This window comes from Microvirga aerophila (assembly GCF_003332305.1).
GTDB classification, from domain to species: Bacteria; Pseudomonadota; Alphaproteobacteria; order Rhizobiales; family Beijerinckiaceae; genus Microvirga; species Microvirga aerophila.
On record NZ_QOIO01000006.1, the window covers coordinates 138995 to 158710 of the forward strand.

The following is a 19716-nucleotide window of genomic DNA, read 5'->3' on the forward strand; positions in this document are numbered from 1 at the left end:
GGCGCGCGAAAAGGCCGAGGCTCTCGAACGCACCCGGGATCGTCGATTGAAACGGACCACGCGGAGCATCTGCAGCGGGTGCTAGGACGGATAATTGCCGGTCTGCAAAACGGAACACGGGGCCGTTCGGCCCCGTGTGTCTCTGCCTACTCCGCCGGATGGGCCGGCGGCCGCGCCTGCGGTTCCAGGTCATCCCCGTGGGCCCGTATTCCGGTCTGCGCGCGCAGCTTGTCCAGCATGTCGCTCACATAGGTGGCAGGCTTGGTGAAGCCGCCAATAAGCAGGTAGATCGACGGCACGACGAGCACCGTGAGCAGCGTCGACACAGTCACGCCGCCCACGATCACCGAGCCGATGGCGTTGCGCGCCTCGGCGCCCGCACCCGTCGACCACGCCAGGGGGATCGCGCCGCCGATCATGGCGATCGACGTCATGAGAATCGGCCTGAGACGCAGCACCGACGATTCGATGATGGCCTCCCTGACGGAGTGGCCGCGCTCACGCAGCTGGTTGGCGAACTCGACGATGAGGATGCCGTTCTTCGTCATGAGGCCAATCAGCAGGATCATGCCGATCTGGCTGTAGATGTTGAGCGATTGTCCGGTGATCGCCAACGCCGCCAAGCCACCGGTGACTGCTAGCGGCACCGTCAGCATGATGATGAACGGGTTGATCCAGCTCTCGAACTGCGCCGCCAGCACGAGGAAGACCACGAGCAGCGCCAACCCGAAGGTCACGTAGATGGCGTTGGAGGATTCGCGGAAATCCTTCGATTGTCCCGAATAGCCGATGCGCGCCTCCGCCGGCAGGTTGTCGCGCACGATCTGCTCCAGGGTGTTCAGAGCCTCGCCGATGGACACCCCCGGTCTCAGAGCGGACGAAATCGTGATGGCGCGCAGGCGGTCGAACCGGTTGAGGGTCTGCGGCGCTGCCGATTCCACGAGGGTCACGAAGGACGAGAGCGGAACGAGCTCGCCGCCGCCGGAGCGCATGAACATGTTGGTGAGATCGCTCGGTGACGCACGGTCCTCAGCCCGGCCCCGGATGATGACCGGATATTCCTCGCCACGGCTGACGAAGGTCGAGATTTCGGTCTCGCCGAACATCAATTCGAGGGTGCGGCCGATCTCCTCGATCGAGATGCCGAGATCGGCGGCGCGCTGCCGGTCGATCTGCACGCGGATATCAGGCTGGGACTCCTTGTAGTCCGAATCCATGTTGACGAAGAGTCCGGTATCCTGAGCCTTCTGCATCACCGTATCGCGCCACTCGCGCAACGTGTTGTAGTCGGGCCCACCGAGGACGAACTGCACCGGCTGCCCGATACCGCGCTGACCAAGGGAGCCCGGATTGACCGGGAACACGCGGGCGCCCGGGAAATTCGTGATCTTGCCGAACAGCTCCTGGGTCAGGGCCTGCTGCTTCATGGTCCGCTGGTCCCATGGGACGAGGCGCAGGATGATCATGCCGGCGTTGACCGGCGAGGGCCGCGCGAAGCCGGGGGCCACCTGGCTCGTGATCGACGCCACGATGCCGCGCTCCTGATAGGGAAGCAGTTCCTTCTCCACCTCGCGGACGCGCTCGCGGGTATAGTCGAGGCTCGCGCCCTCAGGTGCGTCGATGCGGATGAGGATCGCGCCACGATCCTCGACCGGGGCGAATTCCTTTGGGATGATCTGGAACAGGCCGTAGGCCGACAGCGAAACCAGGAAGCCCATGGCCAGGATCACCAGGGGCGCCTTCAGGGCCCATGACAGGATCCGGCGATAAACGTTGTTCATGCCGGTGAAGAGGGGCTCCGTCATAAGCTGGATGCGGCCGTGGGCCGGCACCATCAGCTTGGAGCAGAGCATCGGCGTGAGCGTGCGAGCCACGACCCCCGAGAAGAAGATCGCAGCCGCGAGCGTGATGGCGAATTCCCGGAACAGACGGCCTGTATTGCCGGTCATGAAGGCCAGCGGCACGAAGACCGCCATGAGAGTGGCCGTGGTGGCGATCACCGCGAAGCCGATCTCGCGCGCGCCGTCGAAGGAAGCGAGCAGCGGCGGCTGGCCTTCCTCGATGCGGCGGTGGACATTCTCGATCTCCACGATGGCGTCGTCCACCACGATGCCGATGGCAAGCACCACGGCGAGCAACGTCAGCACGTTGATGGACGCACCGAAGAACGCCATCACCATGGCGGCGGCGATGATCGAAACCGGGATCGCCACCATGGCCACGATGGTGGAGCGCCAGTCGCGCAGGAAGACCAGGATCACCAGGATGACGAGCACGAGACCCTCGATAAGGGTCTTCAGCACGCCGTTGATGGAGGCGCTGATGAACCGGCTCTCGTCGTAGGACACTTCCGCCGTGGTGCCGGGGGGCAGAGAGGATTTCAACTGCTCGAGCTCGGCGCGCACGCCGTCCGCGACCGCCAGCGTGTTGGCGGTGGACTGGCGCACGATGCCGAGGCCGATGGCGGTCCTGCCGGCTTCGTAGAACTCGAAGCGGGTATCCTCCGCGCCAACCTCGATGCGGGCGACCTCTCCGAGACGAACCAGATAGCCGTTCTTGCTCGTGACAATGATCTGCTCGAATTCCTGCGGGGTCGCGAGGCGGGAATCCGTCTTCACGGTGAACTCGCGCTGCTGGGATTCGATGCGTCCGCCCGGCAGCTCCACGTTCTGCCTCTTGATGGCGGACTCGATGTCCTGGACCGTCAGAGCGCGGGCGGCTAGCGCCGAGCGGTCGACCCAGATCCGCATGGCGTAGCGCCTCTCGCCGCCGAGATTCACGTTGGCCACGCCCGGAACCGTCGAAAGGCGATCTACATAGACGCGCTTGAGGAAGTCGCTGAGCTCGAGCGCATCATACGTGGAGGACGTGACGCTGATCCACATGATGGCCGAAGCATCGTTGTCCACTTTACGGATGACAGGCTGATCGGCGCCGTCCGGCAGACGGCCTACGACGCGGAAGACCGCGTCACGCACGTCCGAGGTCGCGGCTTCCGGGTCGCGGGAGACGTTGAACTCGATGTTCACCGAGGAGCGGTCGTTCTGGCTCTGCGACCTGATCTGCTCGATGCCCTCGATGCCCGCGACGGCGCCTTCGATCACCTCGGTCACGCGGCTCTCGATCACCTCGTTCGAAGCGCCGCGATAGATCGTCGAAACCGACACGACGGGCCGGTCCACGCTCGGATACTCGCGCACAGGCAGATTGATGACCGACGCGAGGCCGCCAACGATCAGGAGCAGGCTGACCACGACGGCGAAGACGGGACGGCGGATGAAAAGGTCTGAAACCTGCATGGTGCTGTTCGATCTGCGTTAGGACCCGCGAGCGGTTAGATTGGGCGACGCTGCTGGCCTCCATTGGACAGGAGGCGACGAAGACTTCAGAGCGGCAGTCGAGGTTATTTCCGTTCGGCCGCGAAGGCGCTGCCGATGGCCTGGGGTAGATTGAGGGAGCTGCGCGACGGTTGCTGCCTGTTGGCGGCGGGCGTCGGCTGCGACTCCTGCGCGCCCGAGCCGAGAGGCCGTGCAATGACCTCCGCGCCGGGACGAACGCGCTGGACGCCAAGCACTACGATGGTCTCGCCGGCCTGCAGGCCTTCCACGACCTCGGCCTTGCCGTTCTGCCGCTGTCCGAGGCGCACGACGCGGCGCTCCACCTTGTTGTCCTTGACCGGATAGACGAGCTGGCGAAGACCCTCGCTGACGACCGCCTCCTCGGGGACGACGACCGCATCCTCCTTGGTGGTCACCTCGAGCCGGACCGACAGGAACATGCCGGGCCTGAGGGCCTCGTCCGGGTTGGGGAATTCCGCCGTCAGCTTGACGGTTCGGGTGGTCGCGTCCACGCGGGGGTCGATGGTGGTCACCGATCCGTCGAAGGTCCGTCCCTGATAGGCGGCTGACGTCGCCTTCACTGTTTGGCCGGGCTTGAGGCGGCCGAGAAGGTTTTCAGGCACCGAGAAGTCGAGCCGGATGCGGGACAGATCGTCCAGGGACGTGATCCGGGTGCCCGGCGGGATATAGGCTCCGAGCGACACCGAGCGCGTGCCCACCCGACCGGCGAAAGGAGCCCGGATGGATAGCTCTTCAAGGCGCGCTTCCGCGCCCCTGCGCTGTGCCTGCGCGGACGCGATGGAGCCTTCAAGCGACTTCACCTGCGCGGTCAGATCCTCGACCTGGGCGCCGGTCCCGGCGCCGGTGCGGTTGAGGGCCTGGGCGCGCTCCAGCTTGATGGCGACCTCGTTGCGCAAGGCAACGGCCCGATTGGCCTCAGCGACGGCCTGCTCGATCTCGGCCTTGCGTTCGGCGGCGTCGAACTGGACCAGGAGGTGCCCGGTCTTGACCTTCTGGCCTTCCTCAAAGCCGATTTCGGTGATCAAGCCTGCAACTTTGGCCGTCACGGTGATGGATTCGTAAGCACGCACCGTGCCGACCGCATCGCGTGTTTCGACGATCCGGCCGGTCTTGACCGTATCAACCTCGACGGTCGCGGGACCGGACTGGCCTCCACGTCCGCCGCGTGCGGGACCGGCAGCTTGGTCGGCAGGCTTGGCGAAATATGAGCCGATCACCGGCGCATTCGCCAAATAACCGCCTTGGTACGCATACCAGCCGCCATAGCCTGCTGCACCCAGCATGGCGATGACGGCAAGCTGACCGGATACTCGCATGCTTGCTCCTTAGGACGTCTCAAATGTCGGCGTTCTCCTAGCACAATATATGCCAGGTGGAGTGATGTTACCGTAGCAAACACGATGTTTTGTATTACGATTTCGTAATCTGGGTCCGGCGTATCCCTTTGCTCTCATGCCTTGACCGCAGCCGTTGCCTCCGTCATACCGGTCGGCGGGACACCTCTCCCCACCGAGGGGCGCCCATCTGTAAGGATGGATTAACATGACAAACCTGCCCGCCGCGCGTCCGCGCGCGCCTTTCTTTTCGTCCGGCCCCTGCGCGAAGCGCCCCGGATGGTCCCTGCAAAACCTGAAGACCGACAGCCTTGGCCGTTCGCATCGCGCCAAGCTCGGCAAGGCGCGCTTGAAGCTCGCCATCGACCTCACGCGCGAGGTGCTGGAGGTTCCGGCCGATTATCGCATCGGCATCGTGCCCGCTTCTGACACCGGCGCGGTCGAGATCGCCTTGTGGTCGATGCTCGGGGCGCGTCCGGTCGACATGCTCGCTTGGGAAAGCTTCGGCGAAGGCTGGGTTACCGACGTGGTCAAGCAGCTCAAGCTCGACGCCCGAGTCATTACCGCCGGATACGGCGAACTGCCCGACCTTTCGCAGGTCGACACCAAAAACCGCGACGTGGTCTTCACCTGGAACGGCACCACCTCCGGCGTGCGCGTGCCCAACGCCGACTGGATCGCGGCTGACCGCGAAGGCCTGACCATCTGCGACGCCACCTCGGCGGCTTTCGCGCAGAAACTCGATTTCGCCAAGCTCGATGTGGTGACGTTCTCCTGGCAGAAGGTGCTGGGCGGCGAGGCCGCGCACGGCATGCTGATCCTGTCCCCCCGCGCGGTCGAGCGGCTGGAAACGTACAAGCCAGCCTGGCCGCTGCCGAAGATCTTCCGCATGACCAAGGGCGGCAAGCTCATCGAAGGCATCTTCCAGGGCGAGACCATCAACACCCCGTCGATGCTGGCGGTGGAGGACTACATCGACGCGCTCGAGTGGGCGCAGTCCGTCGGCGGGCAGAAGGGCTTGATCGCCAAGGCCGACGCCAACGCCAAGGTTCTCCTCGACTGGGTCGCCAAGACCCCGTGGATCGCGAACCTCGCCAAGGATCCGGGCACCGCCTCCAACACCAGCGTCTGCCTCGTGGTTGCCGATCCGGATGTGGTCGCCAAGGGCCCCGAAGCCGTGGCGCAGGTGGCCAAGGGCATTACGACAGCGCTGGAAAAGGAGGGCGTCGCCCTTGATATCGGCGCCTATCGCGATGCGCCTCCCGGCCTTCGCATCTGGTGCGGCGCGACGGTCGAACAATCGGACCTCGAGGCGCTGACGCCATGGCTCGACTGGGCCTTCGCGCAGGAAAAGGCGAAGCTCGCGAAAGCGGCTTGATTGCCAAAATGCGTCATCCCGGACGCGGCTCGCCCGCGATCCGGGATCTCCTGAACCAGCCAGACTCCCATTACGATCCCGGCTCGCGCTGCGCTTGGCCGGGATGACGCCAAAGGTGCACCATGCCCGCTCCCCGCGTACTCATTTCCGACGCTCTCTCGCCCGCCGCCGTACAGATCTTCAAGGATCGCGGCATCGACGTGGATTTCCAGCCCGATCTCGGCAAGGACAAGGATAAGCTTAGCCAGATCATCGGCGATTATGACGGCCTCGCCATTCGGTCCGCCACCAAAGTCACGGCCAAGATCCTGGAGAAGGCCACCAACCTGAAGGTGGTCGGCCGCGCCGGCATCGGCGTCGACAATGTCGAGATCCCCGCCGCGACCGCGAAGGGCATCATCGTCATGAATACACCCTTCGGCAATTCGATCACCACGGCCGAGCACGCCATCGCCATGATGTTCGCGCTTGCACGCCAGATCCCACAGGCGGATGCCTCCACGCAGGCCGGCAAGTGGGAGAAGAACCGGTTCATGGGTGTCGAGTTGACAGCCAAGACCCTGGGCGTCATCGGCTGCGGCAATATCGGGTCGATCGTAGCGGATCGCGGCGTTGGCTTGCGCATGAAGGTCATCGCCTACGACCCGTTCCTGTCGCCGGAGCGCGCCATTGAGCTTGGTGTCGAAAAGGTCGAGCTCGACGAACTGCTGCGCCGGGCCGACATCATCACGCTTCACGTGCCGATGACCGAGAAGACGAAGAACATCCTGTCGGCCGAGAACATCGCCAAAACCAAGAAGGGCGTGCGCATCATCAACTGCGCCCGCGGCGGCCTTGTGGATGAGCAAGCTTTGCGCGCGGCATTGGACTCAGGCCACGTTGCCGGCGCCGCCTTCGACGTATTCATTGAGGAGCCTGCAACCTCCAACCCGCTCTTCGGCCATCCGAACGTGGTGTGCACGCCGCATCTGGGTGCTTCGACCTCGGAGGCGCAGGAAAACGTGGCGCTGCAAGTGGCCGAGCAGATGTCTGACTACCTGCTCCAAGGCGCGATCCAGAACGCCGTGAACTTCCCGTCGATCACCGCCGAGGAGGCTCCGCGCCTTAAGCCCTTCGTGGCGCTCGCCGAAAAGCTCGGCTCGTTCCTGGGCCAGCTGACGGAAGCGCCGATCAAGGGCATCCGGATCGAGTACGAAGGCGCGGTGTCCCACATGAACACCCGCGCGCTCACCTCGGCGGCGGTGACCGGCGTGCTGCGTCCCTTCCTGCAGGACATCAACATGGTGTCGGCCCCCGTGGTCGCCCGCGAGCGCGGCATCACCATCGAGGAAGTAAAGCGCGAAAACGCCGCACGGGACTACGAGAGCTTCGTGCGCATCATCGTGGACGCCGAGGACATGCCGCGGCATGCGGGCGGCACCGTGTTCCAGGACGGCAAGCCTCGCGTCATCGAGATCCGAGACATCGCGGTGGATGCCGAGTTCGCGCCGCACATGATCTATGTGCGCAACGACGACAAGCCCGGCTTCATCGGCCGCTTCGGCACGCTGCTGGGCGAATCCGGCGTGAACGTCGCGACCTTCGCGCTCGGGCGCGACAAGCCGGGCGGGGACGCCATCTGCTTCGTGTCGGTCGATCAGCCCGTGACGGAGGATCTCCTGCGCAAGATCGAGGATATCCCCCAGGTCAAGCGCGCCCGTTCGGTGCGGTTCTAAAAGGAACCAGACATGTCATCCCTGTCACAGCGCTTCGTTCTCACGCTCGCATGCGCAAACCGCCCAGGCATCGTCGCCGCCGTGGCAGGGCACCTGTCGAACGCCGGCCTCAATATTCTCGATGCGCAGCAATACGACGACACGCAGACCGACCGGTTTTTCATGCGCGTCGTCTTCGACCCGGTCTCCGGCGGAGCCGACGTCGAGGAGTTGAAGAGCGGTTTCGCGCCCGTGGCCGAGCGCTTAGGAATGACCTGGACCCTGCGGGACCCGAGTGAGCCGCGCCGGGTCATGCTCATGGTATCCCGTTTCGACCATTGCCTGGCGGATCTGCTCTATCGCTGGCGCATCGGCGAACTTCCCTTCGAGCCTGCTGGCGTCATCGCCAATCATCCAGCCCACACCTATAGCCACGTGGATCTTGGTGGCATCCCGTTCCACCATCTGCCGGTCACGCGGGATACCAAGCTCGAACAGGAGGCGAAGGTCTGGGAGGTCATACGGGACTCCAAGGCTGATCTCGTGGTGCTGGCCCGTTATATGCAGGTTCTGTCCGATGGGCTCGCGGCAAAGCTCGCAGGCCGCTGCATCAACATCCACCACTCGTTCCTGCCCGGCTTCAAGGGCGCCAAGCCCTACCATCAGGCGCATGTGCGCGGCGTGAAGCTGATCGGCGCGACCGCCCATTACGTAACGTCAGACTTGGACGAGGGCCCGATCATCGCTCAAGACGTGGAGCCGATCACCCATCGCGACACGCCAGACGATCTCGTGCGCAAGGGCCGCGACATCGAGCGGCGCGTGTTGGCGCGGGCCGTGCGGCACCATCTCGAGGACCGGATCCTGCTCAACGGTTCGAAGACGGTGGTATTCGCGGATTAATCGCGCCCCGTCATTCCGGGGCGCTCTGCGAGCCGCCCCGGAATGACGAAGCGGGTGGTTTGACGTTACTTCCTCTCCGCCAGCCAGATGCCGCCAAGCACGAGCGCCAGGCCGAGCGCGTGATAAGTCGCGAAAGGCTCGCCTAGCAGGACGACCGCGAGCAGCGCGCCGAAGACCGGGACGAGATTGACGAACAGCCCGGCCCGGGCCGGGCCGATCAGCTCCACGCCGCGAATGAAGAAGATTTGCGACAGAAGCGAGGGCAGGAGGGCCACATAGAGCAGGACGATCCAGCCCTTGAGGGTTGGCCATTGGGCAGTTCCGTTCGCCATCTCGAAAGCCAACGGTGGCAGCGACGACAGAAAGGCGATGACCGCCAGCGACGTGAAGAAGACGAGCCCCGACGCCGCCGGGCGGTGCCGCAGGGCTAGCGTATACCCGGCATAGAATACGCAGGCGATCAACATCCAGACGTCGCCTATGTTGAGCGCCAGGGTCTTGAGAATCTCCAGGCTGCCCTTCACCGAGACGAGCACCACACCCGCGATGGTCACGGTCATTCCGAGGATCTGAAGAGGCAGGATGCGTGTTCGGAAGAATAGGACGGTTCCGAGCAGCACAAGAACCGGGATCGCCCCCTGGAAGATCGTCAGGTTGACCGCGCTGGTGTGGTGGGCCGCCACATAGAACAAACCGTTGAAGGCGGTAAATCCGAAGACCCCCATCAGGACGAGGGTGAGCCAGCGCTCTCTCAGGACGTGCCATTCGACCGAGAGCGACCGGGCCGTCAACGGCACCATGACGATCACGACCACCACCCAGCGCAGGGCCGTGAGAACCATGGGAGAGATTTCGCCGACTGCGAGACGCCCGGCAATCGCGTTGCCGCCCCAGAAAAGGGCCGTCAGGCTGAGCAGAAGGTAAGCCTGTCCGAACAGCCCGACCCAGAGGGAATGCAGGATTTTCATAGGGCGCAAGACCTCGGAGCGCTTGCTGCGGCGCGCCATTCCGTTAAACCGGCGCCGAGTGGAGGCGTGGAAAGCATATGGGCTTAAGGTTTCTGGTCGTCGAGGGCAATACGCGTGGCGCAAGGCAGGCCCACAAGGACGCCTATGGACTCATGCCGTCCGAGTCCTATGCGGCCGTGCTTCAGCACATCGAACCCGACGCCATCTGCGACCTTGCCTTCCCGGCGGACGAAGGCGCTAACCTGCCGGAGGCCTCGGGCCTCGAAGCCTATGACGGGATCGTGCTCACCGGCTCGCATCTCAGCATCTACGACCGTACCCCCGACATCCTGCGCCAGATCGACCTCATGCGGGCAGTTTATGCGTCCCGCACCCCATGCTTCGGGTCATGTTGGGGCATCCAGATCGCGGCCGTGGCGGCGGATGGCGAGGTGCGGCCGAACCCCGTGGGTCGCGAGGTCGGCTTCGCCCGCCGGCTCACGCCCACGGATTCCGGCCGCTCGCATCCCCTGCTGGAGGGCCGGCCAGCGGCGTTCGATGCGCCCGCCATCCATCTCGACATGGTAACGGCGCTGCCGGGCGACTGCACGGTGCTGGCCACGAATGCCGTCTCGGCCGTACAGGCGGCGGAGATCCGCCATGAGGGCGGGGTCTTCTGGGGCGTGCAGTACCATCCGGAATTCAGCCTCGGCGAACTCGCGGTGATCTTGGGGCGGCGGACCGAAATTCTGATCAGGGAAGGCTTTTGCAGGACGCCCGAGGACGCGGCGGCCTATGTGGCCGACCTCGCGGCGCTGCATGAAAGGCCCGACACCTTCGACCTGGCCTGGCGGCACGGGCTCGACGCGGAGGTTCTCGACCCCGTGCGCCGCACCCGTGAAATCCGCAACTTCGTGGAGCATCGGGTCAAGCGGGAAAAGTCCGCGCGGGGACGGGCCTGAGCGCCATTCTCATGCCAAACTCTTGGTGAGAGTGCGGCTCTTCAGCCTTGACCTCCGGCGCGTGATCAACCATGAGGGTTTGCAAGGTTTTCCCCAACCCTGGCCTTGCGCCGGGGTTTTTTATTGTGAGGCATTGAGCAATGGCGAACGTGGTTGTCGTAGGCGCCCAGTGGGGCGACGAGGGCAAGGGCAAGATCGTCGATTGGCTGTCCGAACAGGCTGACGTGGTCGTGCGATTCCAAGGCGGCCACAATGCAGGCCATACCCTGGTGATCGGCGGCAAGGTGTACAAGCTTTCGCTGTTGCCGTCGGGCGTCGTTCGTCCCGGCAAGCTCTCGGTCATCGGCAACGGCGTCGTTCTTGATCCGCATGCCCTGGCCGGCGAGGTCGAGCGCCTGAGCGAGCAGGGCGTCACTATCACCCGCGATAACCTGCGCATCGCCGAAAACGCCACTCTGATCCTCTCGATTCACCGCGAACTCGATGCCCTGCGCGAAAGCGGCAGCGCCGGCACGAAGATCGGCACCACCAAGCGCGGCATCGGCCCCGCCTACGAGGACAAGGCCGGCCGGCGGGCCATCCGGCTCATGGATCTCGCCGACCTGTCCACGCTGCCGGACAAGATCGACCGGCTCTTGACCCACCACAACGCCCTGCGCCGCGGCTTCGGACTCGAGGAGTTCGACCCCAAAGCGATCTACGAGGAACTGGCCTCGGTCGCCCCCAAGGTTCTGCCCTACATGGACGCCGTGTGGCGGCTTCTCGACGAAGAGCGCCGTGCCGGCCGCAGGATCCTGTTCGAGGGAGCGCAGGGCGCGCTCCTGGATGTGGACCACGGCACATACCCGTTCGTCACCTCCTCCAACACCGTCGCCGGCCAGGCCGCGACCGGCTCGGGCCTCGGCCCAGGCGCCGTGGGCTATGTGCTCGGCATCGCCAAGGCCTATACGACCCGGGTGGGCGAGGGGCCGTTCCCGACGGAACTGTTCGACGAGACTGGCGAGCTCATCGGCCAGAAGGGCAAGGAATTCGGCGTGGTCACGGGCCGCAAGCGCCGCTGCGGCTGGTTCGACGCTACCCTCGTGCGCCAGACCGTTCGCACCTCCGGCATCGACGGCATCGCCCTCACCAAGCTCGACATTCTCGACGGTTTCGAGACCATCAAGATCGGCGTCGGCTACCGTCTCGACGGAGAAACCATCGACTACTTCCCGGCAAGCCAGGGGGCTCAAGGACGGGTCGAGCCGATCTACGAGGAGATGGAAGGCTGGAGCGGATCGACGGCTGGAGCGCGCTCCTGGGCCGATCTTCCGGCTCAGGCGATCAAGTATGTCCGGCGGGTTGAGGAGCTGATCGGCGCCCCCGTCGCCGTGCTGTCCACATCGCCGGAACGCGACGATACAATCCTCATGAAGAACCCCTTTGAGGGTTGACGGCGCGGTTTCTCCGCGCCATCCCAAGAGCAATGGCTGATTACTATCCCCTGATTGCCCGAGCCGTCGAAGGCTTGTCCGAAACGTCGCCCGACATGCGGCGCGCCGTCTACGAGCGCGCCCGCACGGCGCTGATGGAGCAGTTGCGCAATCTCGATCCGCCTTTGTCGGAGGCCGATATCCGTCGGGAGCGCCAGTCGCTCGATGCGGCGATCAGCCGGGTCGAGGCCGAGTATGCGCCCGAGCCGGCGGCGTCAACGTCTCCTGCGCCGGCGGACAATCCCGTCCTGCGGGAAAGAGCCCGCCCGCCTCATGACGATGGGTCGAACGACACAGCCGCCCGCGCCAATGGATCTCGCGAGTTCCTTGACGAAGAAGCTGCCGGCGAACCCGTGAACGCCTACCAGGAAGCGGCCCCGGCGCGGCCAAGGGTGGAAAGCCGCCCGCATCCTGGAATGCAGAACAACAGGCGCACCAGAACCATTATCCTGGGAGCCGTCCTGGCGCTCGTGATCGCCGCCATAGCGGCTTTCGCGTTCATCCGGCGCGACAAGCCCGAGGACCTCGCGGCCCAGACCCCGGTTGCCGAGGCTCCGGCGCCGGCTGCTCCCGATGCGGGCAAGATCAACGAGCGCGTGGGGGGGCAGGCACCCCCGGCGCAGGCCGCCCCGCAGCAAGCTCCGAGACAGGATATCAGCGTTGCCCAGCGCGCGGTCTTCTATGAGGAAGATCCCACCAATCCGCAGATTCCCAAGGCCCAGGTCGGCCGGGTCGTCTGGCGCCTTGAGGATGTGAACCCCGGCCAGGGCCAAGCCCTGGAGAAGGCCGTGAGCGCCAACATCGACATCCCCGATGCGGGGCTGAACATGAAGCTGCTGCTCCGGCGCAATCTGGACGCCAGCCTTCCGGCCTCGCATACGGTGGAGCTCACCTTCACGACCCGCTCCGGCGAAAGCGGCCGCGTGATCCGGGATATCGGGCTGCTGCAGTTCAAGAACGAAGAGGCCGCGCGGGGCACTCCCATCGCGGGCCTGCCCGTGCCGGTGCGCGAAAACCTGTTCCTCATCGGCCTGTCGAACCTGCCGGGCGACGTGGAGCGCAACACGGAACTATTCGTTCGCCGCAGCTGGATCGATCTGCCGGTTCGGATGGCCTCGGGCCAGCGCGCTATCTTGAGCTTCGAGAAGGGCGCGTCCGGAGAGCAGATTCTGAACAGCGCCTTTAGCCAATGGCAATAAAAAAAGCCGCGGTGAACCCGCGGCTTTTTCTTCAGTCAGACAACCCTGCCTGGATCAGGCATCCTCTTCGGCCGAGGTTTCGATCTGGGCCAGGTTCTTCTTGACGGCCTCCTGAATCTTCTCGAAAGCCCGCACCTCGATCTGGCGCACCCGCTCTCGGGAGACGCCGAACTCGGTCGACAGATCCTCCAGGGTGATCGGGTCGTCGGAAAGGCGGCGAGCCTCGAAGATCCTGCGTTCGCGCGGGTTAAGGACCGTCAGCGCGCTTCGAAGGGCCGCGAGCCTGTTCTGGCCTTCCTCCTCCTCGACGAGGATCTGCTCCTGGCTCTGGCTGTTGTCGACCAGCCAATCCTGCCATTCGCCTTCACCCTCTTCCCGAAGGGGAGCGTTCAGGGACGCATCGCCGCCAAGGCGGCGGTTCATGTCGACCACGTCCTGCTCGGTCACGCCGAGCTGGGTGGCGATCTGCTTGACCTGATCCGGCCGCAGATCGCCTTCTTCGAACGCCGAAATACGTCCTTTGGCTTTACGCAGGTTAAAGAACAGCTTCTTCTGGTTTGCGGTGGTGCCCATCTTCACGAGGGACCACGAACGCAGGATGTATTCTTGAATCGCTGCCTTGATCCACCACATGGCATAGGTGGCGAGGCGGAATCCCTTCTCGGGCTCGAAGCGTTTAACGGCCTGCATGAGGCCGACATTGCCTTCGGACACGACCTCGCTGATCGGCAGTCCATAGCCGCGGTAGCCCATGGCGATCTTGGCGACCAGACGCAAATGGGATGTCACGAGTTTGTGAGCGGCTTCACGGTCTCCGTGCTCTCGCCAGCTCTTGGCGAGCATGTACTCCTCATGCGGTTCAAGCATGGGGAAACGACGGATTTCGTCGAGATAGCGCGAAAGACCCCCTTCATTGGCAAGCACGGGTAGCGCTGCAGCCATAATCCTTCTCCTCCTTTGGCTCCCTCTCCATGAGGCAAGCCTGAGGCGGCCCCCTCAACCGGCCAGCCGCCTCTTGAACATTATAAGCGGTCCGAACTTATCCGAATAGAGGCGTCCAGGCTTCAAGACCGGTTCAACGCGCCAGGGGCGCAAGTGTGCCGGTCAACCGACGATTTGCGACGCATTGACTCAGCCGCGCAGGGCCTCGAGAAGCCCGGCCACGTCGGCCGGAAGCGGGCTTTCGAACTGCAGGAACTCTCCGGTTCTGGGATGCTCGAAGCCGAGTACCGCCGCGTGAAGCGCTTGTCTTCCCAGGGTTTTCAGCGCTGCCTGTTGGGCTTCGCCCAGCCGATTGGCCTTCGTCTTGAACCCCGAACCATAGACCAGATCACCCAATAGGGGATGACCGATATGGGCCATGTGAACCCGGATCTGGTGGGTGCGTCCGGTCTCGAGCTCGCACCGCATGAGGCTCGCTACGGGCTCGCCGGGCGGAAGCGGTTCGATCAATTCATAGTGAGTGATCGCGTAGCGGCCCCGCTCCGTGGGGACGACGGCGATCTTCTCGCGGTTGTGCAAGCTGCGCGCCAAGGCTGCCTCCACAGTGCCATTGTGCCGTTGCGGCACCCCCCACACCAACGCCAGATAGGCTCGCTCCAACGGTCCTGTCCGGCCGTGGTCGGCGAACTGGGCGGCAAGACCCTGGTGGGCGCGGTCGTTCTTGGCGATGACTAGAAGGCCTGACGTATCCTTGTCGAGGCGGTGCACGATGCCCGGCCTCTTCACTCCACCGATGCCCGACAGGCTCTCGCCGCAATGGGCGATGAGAGCGTTGACCAGGGTGCCGGACTCGTGCCCGGCGGCGGGATGCACCACCAACCCGGCTGGCTTGTCGATGACGATGAGATCGTCGTCCTCATAGGCGATCTGGAGCGCAATGGCTTCGCCCATCGGCTCGGCCGGTGTGGCGGGAGGTACCACGAGCGCGATGCGCGCGCCTGCCGCGACCTTTCCGCTGGGGTCGAGGGTCGGTACTCCGTTGACGGTCACCTGCCCGTCGCGGATCAGCGCCTGAAGGCGGCTGCGGGACAGGTCGCTCCACAGGCGCGCCATGACTCGATCAAGGCGCTCCGGCCCTATGCCCTCTTCAAGCGTCCATTCTCGCTGCGTTTCGTCGTTCACCACACCCTCGTTCGTTCGCCTGTCGCATTTTTTCAGCAAAAGGACTTGTAGGCTTCCGCAAGGGTGGTTATACGAACGGCCTTCGCCTTGCCAGCTCCCTTCGTCTAGCGGTCTAGGACGTCGCCCTCTCACGGCGAAAACAGGGGTTCGATTCCCCTAGGGAGCGCCAAGGATTTCAAGGACTTAAGCCCGTAGGCTTCCTTTCGTGTCCTGTTTGTGTCCCGCTCGTAGCCAACCCTAGTCAGGTCCCAGCCCGGACGCGCGATGCTGCTCCGGGTTGATTGCCGTGGCAGCCGGAGAGCGCCCTTCAAAGTGGCCGATAACTCACCGCTCTCGGTTCTTTTCGTGGCCGCTTCGATGATCAGAGCGAGCAAGCCGGTGAAGAAAAGAGCCTGCTTCGCGGCTTCGGTGGAAGTAATTTCAGAGAGTGCGAGGGCGCTCCTGAAGCTGTGGGCCTCCCGTCGCAGATAGCTCTGAGCGGCACCCGCCTCAGGTTGATGCGCAAGGCGGAGCCGTTGCCGGATACCAATTCCCCCTGCTGTTTTGTTGTTATGAAACACTGCGGCCAGTTGCGAGTTGTACCTTGTTAGAAACTATGTATCTGGAGGTATTGATGAAAATGCAATTATTATAGCTAATACAGAAACTTCCCTTGGAAGTAGTGGATAGACGTTCTCGACTTGTCTAGCTAGACGCGCAGCGTTGCGCATGCCACTCGAGGAACGCCCATGGATATATACATTGGTATGTATTACTGTGGGTGTTCCTCGCGGGGCGTGGAATCCTCTCAGTGATACTTAAATATGAGAGAGTTCTATGAAGAGCGACAACGTTTACAAGTTTCACCTTGCGGCCATGTGCGCCGGTCTTTGCGCCTGGTTCGCGCTCTCAACGGGAGACCAGTCGTTTTCTGCACGCGCCTTTGCGGCCTTCTTGGTTGTGTTTCTGATCCCGGCAGGAGGACTTAGTAAGTGAGTGCAGGAGCTATGCGGCTTCAGCTTCCCGGGTGAGTACAAACCAAACGGATGCCAGGTGGCACTTCCCGCCCCGCGCGATCTTGATGCCCAGAGCATCCAGGGCCTTCGCGATTTCCGGGAGGGAGTGCGCCCTGGCAGCTTTCACCGTCTCGATGTACGGACGGATTGCCGTGACGAAGGCGGACGCCTTCGCGTGCCAGGGTGGCGGTTCCGCGCAAGGCTTGCAAGGGGCCGCGGGTTGCCTAGTCGGGTGCCCCGCGCTCATGCTCCGCCACGGCGGTCATGGTGAAGGCTGAGCCGGTTCGCTGTCTTGCTGTGCTTGTACACGTTGACGATCACCCTAAGAGGGCGCTTGTCCATGTCGAGAGCACGGGGGCTGCCCTCATTGTCAGGCTGCCTGCACTCGTTGGCATGGCTCTTCGCCGCCAGCACAGCGGGGAACGCCTATCACTTGGCTGGGCACACCCATCTCACCCCTCGCTATCACTGTCCCACGATCCCGTCCTCTCACACGGTGCTGGGCGTGGGTTTATACACCACAGGCAGGTTGGACCTGTGCGTCAGCCTGTCGCGAAAATGTGCGGCGGCGTCCGCTGGTGTCCGCGACCGTTCATCCTACCTCTCAGGCGCTCATAATTATGCCAGTCACCGAGTTGCTACCAACCCTTGGACACCTTAACTTAAGCCTAGACTTTGAGCATCCTGAACGGTCTCTAGCCGACGACAGCCTGACCTCCATGGGGTCGGCACGCCACTTAAAAACTGGCAATCGCGTCGGGACCTCTCCATCAACCTGGCCCTTGGGCCACAGTGCGGATAGGTCCCAATGTTGAGAAGCATGTTGAGTACGGGCAGTATTTACACTGCCGCAAGCAGTAACTTGATGCATCCTCCCCTCGTTCACAGCGTGAATGAGTTCTGCGCTTTGCTGCGCATCGGGCGGACGATGGCGTACCAGATGATGGCCGCGGGAGAGATCTCCTACGTCCTGATCGGTCGTCGTCGCAAAATCCCGCACGCTGAAGTCGTTGCGTACCTGAACCGCAGCATCGAGCAGTGCAAGTCGGATGCTGCAAGTGGCGGCGGGCCAAAGCCGTAACCGTGCCTCAGTGACGGCCGTCCTCACAACAGGGGTTGGCCGTCACCTCGTCAATCGGCGCACCTTGAAGGACATACCAATCACTGCTTCCGGCACTACAGCAGCCGAGTCCTTTCATCGTGCGTGTGGGAGTAAAAAGTTCGCGTCTCGCGAACTTTCGTTATGCTTTGTAATGGAGCCCATTATGACACACGAGAGTGATCCCATCGAGGCACTGCGCCAATGTCGAGTAGAATTTCGAGCAAACCGAACGGGGCTATATGGTCTCATTGGGAGAGGCTATGAGATGGCCCTGTGGCTGCACAAGGACGAGGATGCTCGCAAGCGTTTTTTCAACGAGGAGTACTTCAAGCGCACACGCACGTGGGCAAGAACGGAGAAGCGTGATCTATTCCGAGAAGTGTTCAAATACCTGCTCGACGCCTACTCGCTGGATGAGAAGAAGCGGGCGAGCAAGTACGCAACAGTGGTTTGGCATCTCGATAGCAAGGGGATCTCTCCAGAGGTTGCCGCGGCAAACATCGAAATATACCACGGGATCGACGCCATCGCCCGCCACGGCATTCCTGATCCGGTCATTCTCGATCCACGGGACGTTGGTGATGGCATGACCGCGACCGGCGAGAAGATTGACTATGGTGATGATGACGACGAAGAGTCCGAGGAAGACTTAGAGGCAGAGACGACAGAACCATCCGGCGAAGCAACTGAAGTGACGCATCCCGGAAACCCGGATCAGAGCGGAGGCAAGTCCGAGAGCGACGGAGGCGAGGCGGGGGACGCTGCCATGCTCATACGGGTGATCGGCTCCGAGCGACAACTTCAAAAGCTCTCCTCAGTCCCGCTCGGCTGGGAACCCAAAGTTCGGCTCATCCGAGTGGAGGTGGACGGACCCGAACTTGTCTTCAGATTACGCCGCGTTGTCCCGCCGAAGCTGCCGGGTTGGTTAGGGATCCGTTCCATCGAAAAAGACGACGAGGAGTGGTACGCGCCCGATGAATGGGAGTATCCAGAGGAGCTTTGCGACTGAAACTTTAACCGGCGCTAGGGCAAGCGGTTCGACACCTGGTTGGCTCGCTTGCCCTTCCTCCTCCCGCAGCTAAAGTCGTTTGTAGCTTCAAGGCTGAACGAGACGCTGCGATCTTACTGAGCGGCCTAAACTTATCGTGCTCTCAGCCCTGATGGCTAGATTGCACACCTGATAAGGTCGGGCGTGCAAGTTTGTAAACGGCACGAGTCTTTCCACTCCGTTGATCCAGTCCCCCGTTGACAATTCGTAACCTCGTTCAAGGCTCTTGGAAGGATCAGAAAATCGTGAAAGGTGGCCCGCCGACGAGGAACGGCCTTGAACCCGTATCCAACCACCTTTTTGGGAGTGCGGGTGATTGGTGTTGCGGTGACACTCCGAAGCGCACCTCCGGCCTTCACATAACGATCCTGATATTCCAAGAAGTGCAGATCAAGACTGGTTCTGAGGCGGGAGACGGGAGGATGAAGACCGGTTCCTTGCGTGTGAAACCCGTCGTTGAAGGTGACATCCTGCAGGCTCATCTTGGTGCGCTTAGGAACGGGTAAATCGGGACAAATGATCCAACGGGGGAGAAATGCTTGGTTCTTCGGGTGAGTGGGATCGCGAACAACCCTGGTGACCAAGGTCGCATACACTCTTTCAACCTCTCTCTCCATCTGCCTTAACAATCCATCTCCGCTTCCCCTGAATTGGTTGAACATGAAGGAGAGAAAGTATCCATCCCACCTCTGTCTCAAGTAGTCCTCAACCATTTCTCCATAAGCATCTATCATCAGGTGGTTTTGATCCATTTAGGCAAACCTTCCACATGTATGGTTTAGGGATAAGGCAGAACCGGACACCCGACGGCACATCCTGAAGGGGTCTGCGAACTGCGAATTGAAGTTAGTTTACCGAGGTGATTTAAATCCCCGTTCTGGGCTCTACGCAGCGACTTTTGCGGCATCTGGCTAGCCGCTGTGCAAAACTACATCCAGCAGCATGGTCACCTTCCAGCGGCGCTCTTGGTTACATGATCCGCACTCGGATGCAGGGACCGCGCCGCAACTTGCTCCCCCATCATAGCTGTCTTCAGGAAGAGCAATCCTCCGGATACTCGGTTAAGCCGCACACCAAATCACACTACCTGAGGATCGAATGCGGGTTGGTAAAGTAACGGCAGGGTGGATTCTATTCTGAAGTGCGAATTCCGTTACAAACAAGGGATTTACACTCGGAGGCTGAATGACCCTGCCCTA

Annotated in this window: 13 protein-coding genes and 1 tRNA gene; 9 read left to right on the forward strand and 5 right to left on the reverse strand. The window is 62.7% G+C overall.

Annotated features, from left to right (window positions below; all coding sequences use genetic code 11):
- Positions 1-146: 146 nt before the first annotated feature.
- A complete protein-coding gene (locus DRB19_RS04945; RefSeq protein ID WP_114184922.1) occupies positions 147-3299 on the reverse strand; it encodes an efflux RND transporter permease subunit in 3153 nt (1050 codons plus the stop codon).
- Positions 3300-3403: 104 nt separating this feature from the next.
- Complete coding sequence (locus DRB19_RS04950; RefSeq protein ID WP_114184923.1) at positions 3404-4675, reverse strand: efflux RND transporter periplasmic adaptor subunit; 1272 nt, start codon at positions 4673-4675, stop codon at positions 3404-3406.
- A gap of 226 nt (positions 4676-4901) precedes the next feature.
- Between DRB19_RS04950 and DRB19_RS04955 the strand changes: the two genes are divergently transcribed.
- The 3 genes from DRB19_RS04955 (at position 4902) to purU (ending at position 8668) form a co-directional block, all read left to right on the forward strand.
- Positions 4902-6071: a phosphoserine transaminase gene (locus DRB19_RS04955; RefSeq protein ID WP_114184924.1), complete on the forward strand. Its 1170-nt coding sequence runs from the start codon at positions 4902-4904 to the stop codon at positions 6069-6071.
- A 122-nt stretch (positions 6072-6193) separates the two neighbouring features.
- Positions 6194-7786: a phosphoglycerate dehydrogenase gene (gene serA, locus DRB19_RS04960; protein ID WP_114184925.1), complete on the forward strand. Its 1593-nt coding sequence runs from the start codon at positions 6194-6196 to the stop codon at positions 7784-7786.
- Positions 7787-7798: 12 nt separating this feature from the next.
- On the forward strand, positions 7799-8668 hold the full coding sequence (purU, locus tag DRB19_RS04965; protein WP_114184926.1) for a formyltetrahydrofolate deformylase: 870 nt from the start codon (positions 7799-7801) through the stop codon (positions 8666-8668).
- Between the two features lie 65 nt (positions 8669-8733).
- Here the strand turns inward: purU and DRB19_RS04970 are convergent, their stop codons facing one another.
- Positions 8734-9636: a DMT family transporter gene (locus DRB19_RS04970; protein ID WP_114184927.1), complete on the reverse strand. Its 903-nt coding sequence runs from the start codon at positions 9634-9636 to the stop codon at positions 8734-8736.
- 77 nt (positions 9637-9713) lie between these two features.
- On the opposite strand from DRB19_RS04970, the gene DRB19_RS04975 reads away from it, so the two are divergent.
- The 3 genes from DRB19_RS04975 (at position 9714) to DRB19_RS04985 (ending at position 13248) form a co-directional block, all read left to right on the forward strand.
- Entirely contained in the window at positions 9714-10577 is an 864-nt protein-coding gene (locus DRB19_RS04975) for a type 1 glutamine amidotransferase (protein ID WP_114184928.1), read from the forward strand.
- Between the two features lie 140 nt (positions 10578-10717).
- Positions 10718-12010 (forward strand): adenylosuccinate synthase, encoded by a 1293-nt coding sequence (locus tag DRB19_RS04980; RefSeq protein ID WP_114184929.1) that lies wholly within the window; start codon positions 10718-10720, stop codon positions 12008-12010.
- Positions 12011-12042: 32 nt separating this feature from the next.
- Entirely contained in the window at positions 12043-13248 is a 1206-nt protein-coding gene (locus DRB19_RS04985) for a histidine kinase (protein WP_114184952.1), read from the forward strand.
- 54 nt (positions 13249-13302) lie between these two features.
- Here the strand turns inward: DRB19_RS04985 and rpoH are convergent, their stop codons facing one another.
- Both rpoH and DRB19_RS04995 read right to left on the reverse strand, forming a co-directional pair.
- The gene (rpoH, locus tag DRB19_RS04990; protein ID WP_114184930.1) at positions 13303-14190 is read right to left on the reverse strand and encodes an RNA polymerase sigma factor RpoH; all 888 of its coding nucleotides are present in this window, start codon (positions 14188-14190) and stop codon (positions 13303-13305) included.
- A 189-nt stretch (positions 14191-14379) separates the two neighbouring features.
- Complete coding sequence (locus DRB19_RS04995; RefSeq protein WP_114184931.1) at positions 14380-15372, reverse strand: RluA family pseudouridine synthase; 993 nt, start codon at positions 15370-15372, stop codon at positions 14380-14382.
- Between the two features lie 93 nt (positions 15373-15465).
- On the opposite strand from DRB19_RS04995, the gene DRB19_RS05000 reads away from it, so the two are divergent.
- The 3 genes from DRB19_RS05000 to DRB19_RS05015 all read left to right on the forward strand — a co-directional run bounded on the left by DRB19_RS05000 (position 15466) and on the right by DRB19_RS05015 (position 18478).
- A tRNA-Glu gene (locus DRB19_RS05000) sits at positions 15466-15541 on the forward strand.
- 1691 nt (positions 15542-17232) lie between these two features.
- Positions 17233-17448 (forward strand): helix-turn-helix domain-containing protein, encoded by a 216-nt coding sequence (locus DRB19_RS05010; RefSeq protein WP_162815587.1) that lies wholly within the window; start codon positions 17233-17235, stop codon positions 17446-17448.
- A gap of 286 nt (positions 17449-17734) precedes the next feature.
- Positions 17735-18478 carry a hypothetical protein gene (locus DRB19_RS05015; RefSeq protein WP_114184934.1) on the forward strand — a complete coding sequence of 248 codons (744 nt, stop codon included), beginning with the start codon at positions 17735-17737 and terminating at the stop codon, positions 18476-18478.
- The last annotated feature ends 1238 nt before the right edge of the window (positions 18479-19716 follow it).

Excerpts from the sequence above, each read along its gene's own strand:
- DRB19_RS04945 (WP_114184922.1), bottom strand. The coding sequence starts at position 3,299 with ATGCAGGTTTCAGACCTTTTCATCCGCCGTCCCGTCTTCGCCGTCGTG.
- DRB19_RS04950 (WP_114184923.1), bottom strand. The coding sequence starts at position 4,675 with ATGCGAGTATCCGGTCAGCTTGCCGTCATCGCCATGCTGGGTGCAGCA.
- DRB19_RS04955 (WP_114184924.1), top strand. The coding sequence starts at position 4,902 with ATGACAAACCTGCCCGCCGCGCGTCCGCGCGCGCCTTTCTTTTCGTCC.
- serA (WP_114184925.1), top strand. The coding sequence starts at position 6,194 with ATGCCCGCTCCCCGCGTACTCATTTCCGACGCTCTCTCGCCCGCCGCC.
- purU (WP_114184926.1), top strand. The coding sequence starts at position 7,799 with ATGTCATCCCTGTCACAGCGCTTCGTTCTCACGCTCGCATGCGCAAAC.
- DRB19_RS04970 (WP_114184927.1), bottom strand. The coding sequence starts at position 9,636 with ATGAAAATCCTGCATTCCCTCTGGGTCGGGCTGTTCGGACAGGCTTAC.
- DRB19_RS04975 (WP_114184928.1), top strand. The coding sequence starts at position 9,714 with ATGGGCTTAAGGTTTCTGGTCGTCGAGGGCAATACGCGTGGCGCAAGG.
- DRB19_RS04980 (WP_114184929.1), top strand. The coding sequence starts at position 10,718 with ATGGCGAACGTGGTTGTCGTAGGCGCCCAGTGGGGCGACGAGGGCAAG.
- DRB19_RS04985 (WP_114184952.1), top strand. The coding sequence starts at position 12,043 with ATGGCTGATTACTATCCCCTGATTGCCCGAGCCGTCGAAGGCTTGTCC.
- rpoH (WP_114184930.1), bottom strand. The coding sequence starts at position 14,190 with ATGGCTGCAGCGCTACCCGTGCTTGCCAATGAAGGGGGTCTTTCGCGC.
- DRB19_RS05010 (WP_162815587.1), top strand. The coding sequence starts at position 17,233 with ATGCATCCTCCCCTCGTTCACAGCGTGAATGAGTTCTGCGCTTTGCTG.
- DRB19_RS05015 (WP_114184934.1), top strand. The coding sequence starts at position 17,735 with ATGGCCCTGTGGCTGCACAAGGACGAGGATGCTCGCAAGCGTTTTTTC.